This is a genomic window from Enterococcus sp. LJL51 (assembly GCF_054871795.1).
In genome coordinates, this window is the sequence record NZ_JBTXLW010000010.1 from 32212 (window position 1) to 44274 (window position 12063).

The following is a 12063-nucleotide window of genomic DNA, read 5'->3' on the forward strand; positions in this document are numbered from 1 at the left end:
TTGTTATATTCAGACAGCTTCACCGAGAAACTCGATTTCTACAGTGCGTGTCAACACATCTGAATAGCTATAAGAAACTCGTTCAAATGAGTTTTCATCTGGATCTAAGTCTACAACAAAAACAGATGGATATGTTTCAGTTAAAACACCCGTACGTTCTGTTTGCCGTTTTCTCCCCGTTTGCGCAGTCAATGTTATTTTGCTGCCAATACGGCATTCCAAATCTTTCTTTATTGAAGCTAAAGTTGTTGGCATTACATTCACCTCAGAAAACATTATAGCTTATATAGAGGAAAATATCAAGTTTACCATAGCATAAAAATAATTGCAACTACTTCTACCTTAATTATTTTTTTATCATTTTTCTTTTTATTTTCTAATCATAAATCAATGATTTAATTTTTTTCTTCGCTCGATCATAGGCACTCCTAACTTTTACCTGCTGAACGGAATAATCTTCTGCAATCTCATTCAGCTCTTTTCCGTTCATATATTCTTCGAATGCAACCCGTTCGAAGGAAGATAAAATACTGGGAAATTCCTCCAATTTTTCTCTGATGATTAAATAGTCCAGCGTCTGGGATTCTTCAATCTGCATATGGTCAAAAAACGTTTCCCCCTGCGTGTCTATTTTCTGATCTAGTGAGACAGCAGACATGTCACTCTTTCGCTTATATGCGCACTGTTTTCTCACTAGGCTACGGATGTGGTTTTCAAAGTTAAGCTTAAAAAAATTGCCTATTGTTACATTATGCCCATCTTTATACTTTTCAATAGATCTGAAAAAAACAATCCGGCCTTCTTGAAGCCAATCCTCCTGATCAAACCCTTTCAAGTAATATTTTGTCTGCATTTTAAAGACTACTGGATGATACTTCCGATACAGCTGAGCAAATGCATCAAAATCTCCCTGTAATATCTTTTCGAACTGATTCACTTTATTCCCCCCTCAACTAAATAGTCTTTGACTTGTTGAAGAGAGCGTACCATTTTTCGATTTAAAATAAGAAGACAAAAAAAGAAGAAAATATATTTTGATAAATATTTTCTTCTTTTAGAGAACTTTTTATATTATTTGAATAATTTTTACACTTTATAAGTGAAAAGATCATTTTTTTACGTATTTTTATTATGCTGTCATTCTTTCTTATTAGACAAATCTTCCAAAACATCTGATAGTTTAGATAGCTGCTCCAGGCTCCACGGCGAGTTCCGCCTAAAACTCTGGAACTTAATGTCTGTAGCATGGATGGCGATTGTCCGCTCTGTTTTGCGAATCTGATCATACAGTTCTCTTGCTGACACTCGTAAGGCTCCTTTGGAGAATATCAGCCATTGCTCTGCTAAATCACTTGTAGCAACCGTTACTTGAGTCAAAAGATCATTTTTTTCTCCAGCAGTTCGCTCGATATAGCTGTCGGCAGTTTCATCTTCCTTTGTAAAAATAACCGTTAGCTGATATTTGCGGTAGCTTTGCTGAATGCCGGGCACTAGTTGTGCATCAAATACAACAATGATTTCTAAGCCTTCATATTTAGCATAATTAGACAACCGATGAAGCAATTCTTCTCTCGCATCTTCCAGCTTATTTTGATTCTTTAATCGGGCCAGCTCCGGCCAAGCCCCGATCATATTATAGCCGTCTACGATCAGTAACTGCTTTTTCACCTGCTCATCTCCCTACGCCTTCGGGTTTCTGCCCCGATATACTTCATACATCAGCAAACCTGCTGCCACACCGGCATTCAAACTTTGTACATGACCTGTCATGGGAATCGTCAGCAGCTCATCTACATCTTTGTATAGACCTTTACTCATACCACGGCCCTCATTTCCAATAATCAGAGCAATAGATCCTTCCGTATTCCATTGACGGTAATCTGTTCCCTTCATATCTGTTCCGAATATCCAGAATCCTGCTGTCTTCAAATCTGCAGCAGCCTGACTTAGGTTCGTCACTCTAGCCACTGGAACATGCTCTACAGCTCCTGTGGAAGCCTTGACAACCACTGAAGTAATTCCAACAGCTCGATGCTTTGGAATAATAATGCCATCTACTCCAGTCGCATCTGCCGTTCTCAAAATAGAGCCAAAATTATGCGGATCCTCCAAACTATCCAAAATTAGAAAGAACGGATTCGCTGTTTCAGTTTTTTCAAGCAGCTGCTCCAAAGAAAGGTACTCATAGGCTGTAACAGCCAAAACAATTCCTTGATGAACACCATGATCACTCAAAGTATCCAGCTTAGACTTTGGTACCCATTTAACTGGAACTGAACGAGTTTTAGCCGTTTCTTTTAGTTTTTCAATCTTCTCTCCAGAAATATCCTCTTGTAAAAATAGCTTGTTGCCCCGATCATTCTCCAGTGCTTCAAGAGAAGCGTGGTAGCCAAAAATAAAATCCCCGTTATTTTCTTCAACTGATGCCTGGCTTTGCTGAACTCTAACAGTTTTTTTTTCTCTGCGTTTCCCTTGATATTTATTTTTTGCTGGTTTCATTTTTTTCACCTATCTCCTTTATACACCATGTAATCAGTTCTTCCAAGCGTTCTGTCCGCTTTAATAAATGTAGATAACCCATCAGCGCTTCAAAACCAGTAGATTTGCGGTAAGAAGCCACATCTGCATTTTTAGCAAATGTATGACTTTTTGCATTTCGTCCTCGTTTATAGATTAGCTCCTCTTCGTCTGTCAGTATGCCCTCTAAAAGCATTTTCTCGCTTAAATCAGCCTGCGCCTTCGCTGATACATAGCTAGTTGCGGAGCGATGAAGCATATTCGGCTTTGTCAGACCTTGAGCAACTAGATAGTCCCTAATATAAATTTCGTAAATAGCGTCCCCTACATAAGCTAACGCTAAACCATTCAGCTGTGTATAGTCCATCATTTTTCCCGTCTCCATCTTGTCCCCTGCTGTGTATCCTCCAAAATAATTCCCTGATCTTTCAACAAATCTCTAATCTCATCGCTACGGGCAAAATTACGGTCTTTTCTCGCCTGGTTTCGTTCTTCGATTAGCTGGTCTACCTCATCATCTACCAGCTCCTCAGGCGTAAGTAAAATGCCAAAAACAGTTAACAGCTCTGTATACAAGCTCAATGCCTGCTGCAGAACGTTTTGAGAAACAGCTGTTTCTCCACTGTATTCGTTCATCCATTTCGCTAGTTCATAAACAACGGTAATACCGTTTGCAGTATTGAAATCATCATCCATTTCTTTGATAAAACGCTCTTTCAGCAGGTTTAACTGTTCTAGACGTACTGCATCATCTGCCAGCGTTTCTTCTGCTGCTTCTTTTCTGAATGACAGATTTTCAAAAGCAATTTTTAGTTTTTGATAATTAGCGGCTGCATCCTTCACTGTTGCTTCACTGTAGCGGACAGGACGACGATATTGAGTCGTTGCCATGAAAAAGCGTAGAATCTGCGGATCTACTTCCTTGATCAGCTCGTGAACAGTCACAAAATTCCCTAATGACTTGCTCATTTTTTCTTCCTCTTCACCAATCGTAACATAGCCATTGTGCATCCAGTAGTTTGCAAAGGTTTTACCAGTCTTAGCTTCACTTTGGGCAATTTCGTTTTCATGATGAGGAAACTCCAAATCTTGTCCTCCACCGTGAATATCGATGGTCTCTCCCAAGTGTTTCGTTGCCATGACTGAGCATTCAATATGCCAGCCTGGACGCCCTGGTCCCCAAGCAGAATCCCAGGAAATTTCACCTTCCTTCGCAGATTTCCATAATGCGAAGTCAAGAGGGTCTTCCTTCAGCTGTAATTCTTCACCTGTGCGCTGACTTGCACCGATTTCCAGCTCATCAATTGACTGATGGCTTAATTTACCGTAGCCCTCGAATTTTCTTGTACGATAGTAAACGTCTCCCTGCACTTCATAAGCATAGCCTTTATCAATCAGTACCTGAATAAACGTTTGAATATCAGACATGTGGTCCATCACACGAGGATTAGCTGTCGCAGGCTTTACGTTCAAAGCCTGAGTATCTTCAGTAAATGCTTGAATAAAGCGATCTGCTACCGCTGGCGCACTAATTCCCAGTTCTTTGGCAGCCCGAATAATTTTATCGTCTACATCAGTAAAATTAGAAACATAGTTCACCTCATAGCCCCGATATTCAAAGTAGCGGCGAATCGTATCAAAAGCGATTGTGCTGCGGGCATTTCCAACATGGATGTAGTTATAAACAGTCGGTCCGCAGACATACATGCTAACCTTTCCTGCCTCTAATGGTACAAACTCTTCCTTCTGTCTGCTCAATGTATTATAGATTTGTATCATGTGTTTCCCCTACCTTCTTTCCTTTAATCCTTACTATTTTTGCTGGGATTCCTACCGCTGTAGCATCCGCCGGAACATCAATCAAAACAACTGCTGCTGCACCAATCTTAGACCGTTCTCCGATTGTTACCGGCCCCAGTATCTGCGCATTAGCAGAGATAACTGCTCCTTTTTTTACTGTAGGATGGCGCTTACCGCAGTCTTTTCCAGTTCCGCCTAAAGTTACGCCGTGGAACAAAACAACATCTGTTTCAATCTCGGCTGTTTGTCCGATGACCACACCCATTCCATGGTCGATAAAAACGCCTGGGGCAATTTTAGCTCCGGGATGAATCTCAATACCTGTCAGAAAACGCCAAAATTGAGCATGAATTTTAGCCAGCAAATAAAGATGATGCCTATAGAAAAAATGTGACAATCTATGCCAAAACAAGGCATAAACACCTGGGTATGTAAGTAAAACTTCTGCAGTAGAACGAGCCGCTGGATCATTCTTTTTTACAGCTGCAACTGCTTGTTTCAACCAACTCACTAGTTATCCCTCCTTTATCATTTCTTCTTTTCCCATCTATCAAAGAATTTTATCCTTAATTAAATGAACAGCGACTGCTTTCGAATGTAATTAAAGCAAAAAAACGCCCTTTGAATGGAAAATTTCCATTCAAAAGACGTTTGCACGCGGTCCCACTTTTTTTCATAAAGCAGAAGTCTGCTTTATCTCAATACAGGTAACGTCTGTTCTACGTTTTCAGCTACTGACTTCGCTGAAACCACTCAAAGGGGCATTTCAGATGCTTCTGCTGACTATTTCCACCACCCATAGTCTCTCTGTGAACAGTATACTTCTTACTTTTCCTTCTCACTGTGTTTCTTTATCCTTGTTTATAAAACATTTTCTAAATGTGCCAGAGCCTTTTCTTTACCTAAAAGCTCAATTGTTTCCGCCAGCTCCGGTCCGTGCATTTGCCCAGAAACAGCCACACGAATTGGCATGAATAGGTTCTTCCCTTTGACGCCAGTTTCTTTTTGAACTGCCTTAATTGCCGCTTTAATCGCTGGAACATCTAATACGTCCATCGCTTCCAGCTGTGCTTTGAAGGCCTTTAAGACTTCCGGTACCGTTTCTCCTGCCAGTACTTCCTTCGCTGCATCATCTAAAACAGGATGTTCGTTAAAGAACAGATTAGACAGCTCAACGATTTCTGCCGCATAGCTCATTTGATCCTTATACAGGCTAACCAGCTTCTTCAGCCACTCGATACGCTCAGAAGACGGATTTTCTTCTACTCTGCCGTCAGCAATCAAATAAGGTATGCACATATCTGCCAGCTTATCCAATTCGACTTGCTTCATGTACTGATTATTAACCCACTCCAGTTTTTTACCATCAAAAGCAGCTGGTGACTTGCTCAAACGTTCCGGATCAAAGATTTTTACCAGTTCTTCTTGAGCAAAGACTTCTTCTTCTCCTACTGGAGACCAGCCTAATAAAGCAATAAAGTTGAACATGGCTTCCGGCAGATACCCCAATTCCCGATACTGTTCAATAAACTGCAGGATTGTTTCATCACGTTTACTTAATTTCTTCCCTGTTTCTGAGTTAATAATCAGCGTCATATGTCCAAAATGAGGCGGAGTCCAGCCAAATGCTTCATAAATCATCAATTGTTTTGGTGTATTGGCAATATGGTCATCTCCACGCAATACATGGGTGATTTTCATCATGTGATCATCCACAGCTACTGCAAAATTATACGTAGGCATGCCGTCGCGTTTTTGGATGACAAAGTCGCCGCCAGTATTGTCTGATTCAAAGGCGATATCTCCCTTAACCATATCTTCAAAGGTATAGGATGTATTCCGCGGAACTCGAAAACGTACAACTGGTTGTATGCCCTGTGCTTCTTTTTCAGCTTGTTCGGAAGGAGATAGATTGGCACATTTCCCACCATAGTGAGGCATTTCCCCCCTAGCTCTTTGTGCTTCACGTTCCTCTTCCAGTTCTTCTTCTGTACAATAACATTTATATGCTCGATTGCTGCTCAACAGCTGATCAATCAGCGGCTGATAAATATCTTTTCTTTCAGACTGACGATATGGTCCGTATTTTCCAGGATTTTCCGGTGATTCATCCCAGTTAATTCCCAGCCAAGCCAGGTTTTCCAGCTGACTTTTTTCACCGTCTTCAATATTACGCTTCTGATCTGTATCTTCTATCCGGATAATGAATTCACCGTCATTGTGACGGGCAAATAAATAATTGAATAATGCTGTTCTTGCATTTCCAATATGCAAGTGTCCTGTTGGACTTGGTGCGTAACGTACACGAACTTTTGTCATAGTCTTTTCCTCTTTCTACTTTTCAAGTAAAGCGACCGCCATCGCTCCCATACCTTCTTCACGTCCAATAAAGCCCATTTTCTCCATTGTTGTTGCTTTGATATTAACCTGAGTTTGGTCAATACTACAAGCAACAGCAATATTCTCTTTCATCTTTTCAAGATGCGGCTTCATTTTCGGCTGTTCTGCTAAAATTGTACAATCAATATTGTTAATAGTAAAGCCTGCTGACAGAACTTTTTTGTTTGCTTCACGCAGCAGCTCTATAGAATCTGCATTTTTGAATGCCGGATCTGTGTCTGGAAATAAATGACCGATATCCCCTAGGCCCGCTCCCCCTAATAAAGCATCTGTAATCGCATGGAGTAAAATGTCTGCATCAGAATGTCCCAAAAGCCCTTTTTCAAAGGGAATCTCTACACCACCGATAATCAGCTTGCGTCCCTCTGTCAACTGGTGTACATCAAATCCCTGTCCAATTCTAAACATACTGCTTTAACTCCTTTTTCTTTTGACAATTGCCTCACCAATCAGCATATCCTCTGGTGTTGTCAATTTGATATTCTCATAGCTCCCTAATACCATAGAGACGGGCAGGTCACTATACTTTTCCATAAGTGATGATTCGTCTGTTCCTAAAAAAGCTTCTGCCCGTGCTTTTTCATGAACCCCTAGCAAGTCTTTACCAAAAAATGCCTGCGGTGTCTGAATCTGCCACAGTGTATCCCGTGGAATCGTTTCTTCCACCTGTCCCTTTACAACCCGCTTAATTGTATCCTTCACTGGAACACCCAGTATAGCTGTTCTTGTTTCCATCACTTTGGCATGGAGTGCCTTTAACTGCGACAACGTGACAAACGGGCGGGCGCCATCATGCACCATCACAATATTTTCAACACTCTTTAATGCTTTTAAACCATTATATACACTGTACTGGCGTTCACTTCCACCAGAAACAATCGTTACCGGACAGCTTTGGCTTTTTTTTAGTTTACGAACCGCGGCTTCCAAAAGGCTTTTTTCATTCGCTTGAGTAACCAAAATAATGTGTTTACACGCTGGGTCACTAAAAAAGGTCTTCAGCGAATAAAGAATAATCGGCTTTCCCATAAGATTAAGCAGAATTTTATTACGTGAAGCATTCATTCTTTTCCCTTGTCCAGCCGCCAATAATATAACTTCGTACTCTTTCATAGCCTACTTCTTCTCATTCGCCTGACTACCGCCTTTATTCTCATCAAGACCTCGACCAGAATGGGCAGGTTTTGCAAAAATCATTCGTCCGGCTGCTGTTTGAAGTGCACTTGTCACAACGACTTGAATATGCTCATTCATGTAATGCTGACCGTCCTCCACTACAACCATCGTTCCATCATCCAAATAAGCTACACCCTGCTGTCTTTCTGTTCCGGCTTTTACGACCATCACATTCATCGTTTCGCCAGGGATAACTACCGGCTTAACTGCGTTCGCCAGCTCATTAATATTCAATACTGGAACATTTTGAAATTCGGAAACTTTATTTAAATTATAGTCATTTGTCACCACAACGCCGTCAAGAAGCTTCGCCAGCTTAATCAGCTTACTGTCAACCTCGGCAATATCTTCAAAATCCCCGTCATACATTTCTACGGAAATTCCATCTTCTTTCTGCAGCGCATTTAGAATATCCAGACCCCGGCGGCCGCGAACACGTTTTAGACTGTCTCCAGAATCAGCAATATACTGCAATTCATACAATACAAAATTAGGAATCAGTAAAACACCTTCCAAAAAACCCGTCTTTGCAATATCATAAATTCGGCCATCAATAATTACACTAGTGTCAAGAATTTTATATTTATGAAAATGATCCTCAACTTTGCGCTCTAACAGCTGACCTTCGTTTTCAGCGGGTTTCTTTTGTCTACTTGTAAATATCTTCTTCCATTCATCAATCCGCGTGGTTCCCATACGGAACCCTAAATAGCCCAGCATAATCATTAACAAAATAGGCAGTAAACTGTTAACAACTGGAATTTCCAGATTGTACATTGGAATTGAAATAATTACACCAATCGTTAATCCGATAATTGCACCAATACTCCCAAATAGTAAATAAGTAAGACTTACCTCATTTAATGATTTTTCTACTCGCTTAACTGCTGAAACAATATACTTTGCTAACACTAAAGATAAAATAAAGAAAATAATTGCACCGATTAAACTGTTAGTAAAGTTATTGTTCAGCCATTGATTATCTGCCTGTTGAATCATCTGCCACGCTGTAGGTAATAATGAAATGCCTAGACTAGCGCCGACGATAACCATCAGTACAGTGATTACACGTTTCTGCATGCATTCTCCTCCTCCATAAATTTTACGACTATCCTTGTATTAAGCTGGGAGAAGCTTCACCTAGTAGTGATGCTTCTCTCAACCAATTATTCGTCAGTAAACAGCAAAATCAGCCTAATATAAGACCCCTTGCTATTTAAAAACTTTTCTCAGTGTCTCTCCAATTGTTGAGACACCAATAATTTCAATCGTTTTTGGCGGATCCCAGCCGCTCAAATTATTCTTAGGGACATAGATTCGGGTAAATCCGAGCTTTTCGGCTTCCCGAATTCGCTGTTCTATACTGTTGACCCTGCGTACTTCACCAGTCAAACCAATCTCACCAATAAAACATTCGGTGGGGGCTGTTCCTTTTTCCTTATAGCTGGAAGCAATACTAACTGCCACAGCTAAATCAATTGCTGGTTCATTCAGCTTGACACCGCCTGCCGCTTTTAAATAAGCATCCTGATTTTGCAGCAGCAGCCCAGCTCTTTTTTCAAGTACAGCCATAATTAAAGACACTCGGTTAAAATCAAGGCCTGTTGTTGTTCGCTTAGCATTACCGAAAACGGTCGGTGTAACTAGCGCCTGCACCTCTACAAGAATCGGACGACTTCCTTCCATTGCTACGACAATGGCTGAGCCAGTAGCGCCATCCAGCCGCTCCTCTAAAAATACCTGAGAAGGGTTGGCAACCTCTTCTAATCCATGTTCCCGCATTTCAAAAATACCGATTTCATTGGTAGAACCAAACCGATTCTTTACTGCACGCAAAATCCGAAACGTATGATGCTTGTCACCTTCAAAATACAGCACCGTATCTACCATGTGCTCCAGCATTCGCGGACCGGCAATTGATCCGTCCTTGGTTACATGACCGACAATAAAAATGGCAATGCCGTTGGTTTTAGCTAGCTTCAGTAGTTCAGCCGTCGTTTCTCTAACCTGACTGACGCTTCCTGCAACACTAGTCACATCAGGCTGGGTCATTGTTTGAATAGAATCGATAATCACGTAATCAGGTTCCAGCTTTTCGATAGCTCGGGCAATCTCCTGCATATCTGTTTCAGCATATAGGTAAAAATCAAGATTGGCTGTTCCAAGTCGTTCTGCTCGAAGCTTAATCTGATCCGCACTTTCTTCTCCTGAAACATAGAGAACCTTGCCTCCGACTTCGGTTAGCTGCTGAGAAACCTGCAGCAGCAGTGTTGATTTTCCAATCCCCGGATCCCCGCCGATTAAAACCAGTGAGCCCGGCACAACACCACCGCCTAAAACCCGGTTGAGCTCTGCCAGCTTTGTTGCTACCCGAGGTTCTTTCCGGGGAACAACCTCTGTCAGCTTCTGCGGCTGTGTTTTCTTCCCGGTTAGACTAACTCTTACTCTTCTATCAGAAGTATCCTGAATTGCTACTTCTGTCATTGAATTCCATTGTCCGCAATTTGGACAACGGCCTAAGTATTTAGGCGAAATATAGCCGCAGGATTGACATTCAAATTGGACTTTTGCTTTTTTGGCCATACCACAACTCCTTGTACTGCATTTGTTACATTATTTTCAAAATGACTGATAACATTTTAACATACTATCTTCTTATTACACTAAGACTTATCAACTAAAAAGCGAACTTTAAAGAGATTTTAATCTATCATTGTCCAGAGGATCCAAATCCACCAGTTCTCTCTGTTTCCACCTGATCCCCATCTGCTAGTAAAAATGGCTTGAAAATTCCCTGACCGATTCGTTCACCTTTTCGGATTTCAACATCTTCATAACCAAAATTCAAGAACTGAAACATAATATGTCCTTCATTATTTTCATTACCGTAGTAATCACTGTCGATTACACCTACACCATTTGCCAAAAGTAAAAAACGCTTCAGCGGGTTAGATGAACGACTGACCAGCTCAAGGTACTCATTCTGCGGCATATACGCTTTGATTCCTGTTTTTACTAAAGTAGGCTTCGGTGCAGTCCCTGTATCTTTTTGCTGCCAAATACTTGGAATAATTTTTGTTTCAGCAGCCTCAAAGTCATACCCCGCTGCTCCGCTGGTAGCACGGGCCGGAAGGTTGATTCCATTGTCCTTATAATCTGAAATAATTTCAAAACCTCGTTGTCTCATATCTCTTCTCCCTTATATTTCTGAACTGTGTTTATTATATCACACACCTGACATCCATCCTAAGATTATAGAGGCTGCTAAACCTTAATATCCACTCCTCCTATTCTGCCTTTATTACAAGAAGATTTTACTATTTTAATATACTTATTTTTTGGAAATTTTTTCTTGTTCAGTCTTTATTCTCCATTCAGTATTTTTGAATCTAAAAAAGAGCTGTGACACAGTGATGTCACAACTCTTTTCATATACAGATTTCTTTAACAAAGCTTTCTATTTCACTCAAATCCTGAAATAGAAAGCTTTGTTTATGCATTCAATCTATAATCGACAGCCTTTGACCTAGGCTGCTGCGGATGCTTTTTTCTTTTTGTTCGCTCTCAATGTGATAATACCAAAAACAAAAAGAGCAACTGTGCCTACAAACATAAGATAAATCCCAATAGCTGGGGAAATTCCTACTCTGTCAAAGCCGACAAAAACAATCAATGCATTACCAGCTGGTAATAATAAGCCTGCGATAATACTCAGAATACCTGTTATTGTATTCAAAACGCGCTTCTTTGTCACCAATGTCAACACTGCAAAAATTCCGACAAGAACCACTGCAATTGTCACAAACATGGCAATTTCTCCATCACCATCTTCCCAGTAAGACGAATATGTCTCTGAACCATAGGCCATGATTGGCAAAAACAAACTGATAAAGCTTACAACAAGAGACGCGATAACCCCCATTACCGGCCACACCTTAATTCCTTTAGTTTCCATTTTTTCTCCTTTTTTTCTTACATTATTTTGCATTTAAAAAAATTAAATACTTAAACATAATAGCATAATTCAAAGTGTTCGTTCAACCTTATTTAGACGACAGGACACAAACGAACTACATGTAGCTATTATAATATAAATAACAGAAAAAATTGATAAAATAAATGAACGTATTATTACTGAAATGCGGCGAATAACTACAAAAAACGTTTCTA

14 protein-coding genes and 1 other annotated feature are annotated in these 12063 nt (G+C 40.5%); all 14 genes read right to left on the minus strand.

What is annotated here, in order from left to right:
• Positions 1–9: 9 nt before the first annotated feature.
• A complete protein-coding gene (locus tag ACYSNQ_RS10320; protein ID WP_426083070.1) occupies positions 10–255 on the minus strand; it encodes a Veg family protein in 246 nt (81 codons plus the stop codon).
• Between the two features lie 121 nt (positions 256–376).
• Positions 377–937 (minus strand): sigma-70 family RNA polymerase sigma factor, encoded by a 561-nt coding sequence (locus ACYSNQ_RS10325; protein WP_426083072.1) that lies wholly within the window; start codon positions 935–937, stop codon positions 377–379.
• Positions 938–1137: 200 nt separating this feature from the next.
• Positions 1138–1668 carry an NYN domain-containing protein gene (locus ACYSNQ_RS10330; protein ID WP_426083074.1) on the minus strand — a complete coding sequence of 177 codons (531 nt, stop codon included), beginning with the start codon at positions 1666–1668 and terminating at the stop codon, positions 1138–1140.
• A 12-nt stretch (positions 1669–1680) separates the two neighbouring features.
• Positions 1681–2499 (minus strand): 23S rRNA (guanosine(2251)-2'-O)-methyltransferase RlmB, encoded by an 819-nt coding sequence (gene rlmB / locus ACYSNQ_RS10335; RefSeq protein ID WP_426083076.1) that lies wholly within the window; start codon positions 2497–2499, stop codon positions 1681–1683.
• Positions 2480–2887 carry a Mini-ribonuclease 3 gene (locus tag ACYSNQ_RS10340; protein WP_426083255.1) on the minus strand — a complete coding sequence of 136 codons (408 nt, stop codon included), beginning with the start codon at positions 2885–2887 and terminating at the stop codon, positions 2480–2482. Before ACYSNQ_RS10340 ends, rlmB begins: the two co-directional genes overlap by 20 nt.
• Entirely contained in the window at positions 2884–4296 is a 1413-nt protein-coding gene (gene cysS / locus ACYSNQ_RS10345; protein WP_426083078.1) for a cysteine--tRNA ligase, read from the minus strand. The genes ACYSNQ_RS10340 and cysS overlap by 4 nt, the downstream gene beginning before the upstream one ends.
• Entirely contained in the window at positions 4280–4828 is a 549-nt protein-coding gene (epsC, locus tag ACYSNQ_RS10350) for a serine O-acetyltransferase EpsC (RefSeq protein WP_426083080.1), read from the minus strand. The genes cysS and epsC overlap by 17 nt, the downstream gene beginning before the upstream one ends.
• Before the next feature lie 129 nt (positions 4829–4957).
• Positions 4958–5168: a binding site (T-box leader), on the minus strand.
• Positions 5169–5178: 10 nt separating this feature from the next.
• Positions 5179–6636 (minus strand): glutamate--tRNA ligase, encoded by a 1458-nt coding sequence (gltX, locus tag ACYSNQ_RS10355; RefSeq protein WP_426083081.1) that lies wholly within the window; start codon positions 6634–6636, stop codon positions 5179–5181.
• Between the two features lie 15 nt (positions 6637–6651).
• Positions 6652–7125 (minus strand): 2-C-methyl-D-erythritol 2,4-cyclodiphosphate synthase, encoded by a 474-nt coding sequence (ispF, locus tag ACYSNQ_RS10360; RefSeq protein ID WP_426083083.1) that lies wholly within the window; start codon positions 7123–7125, stop codon positions 6652–6654.
• A gap of 6 nt (positions 7126–7131) precedes the next feature.
• The gene (ispD, locus tag ACYSNQ_RS10365; protein ID WP_426083085.1) at positions 7132–7830 is read right to left on the minus strand and encodes a 2-C-methyl-D-erythritol 4-phosphate cytidylyltransferase; all 699 of its coding nucleotides are present in this window, start codon (positions 7828–7830) and stop codon (positions 7132–7134) included.
• Between the two features lie 3 nt (positions 7831–7833).
• Positions 7834–8973, minus strand: coding sequence for a PIN/TRAM domain-containing protein (locus ACYSNQ_RS10370; protein ID WP_426083087.1), 1140 nt, complete (start codon positions 8971–8973; stop codon positions 7834–7836).
• A gap of 132 nt (positions 8974–9105) precedes the next feature.
• Positions 9106–10476, minus strand: coding sequence for a DNA repair protein RadA (radA, locus tag ACYSNQ_RS10375; RefSeq protein ID WP_426083089.1), 1371 nt, complete (start codon positions 10474–10476; stop codon positions 9106–9108).
• Positions 10477–10603: 127 nt separating this feature from the next.
• Positions 10604–11080 carry a dCTP deaminase/dUTPase family protein gene (locus tag ACYSNQ_RS10380; RefSeq protein ID WP_426083091.1) on the minus strand — a complete coding sequence of 159 codons (477 nt, stop codon included), beginning with the start codon at positions 11078–11080 and terminating at the stop codon, positions 10604–10606.
• Between the two features lie 339 nt (positions 11081–11419).
• Positions 11420–11848, minus strand: coding sequence for a hypothetical protein (locus ACYSNQ_RS10385; RefSeq protein ID WP_426083092.1), 429 nt, complete (start codon positions 11846–11848; stop codon positions 11420–11422).
• Between the last annotated feature and the right edge of the window lie 215 nt (positions 11849–12063).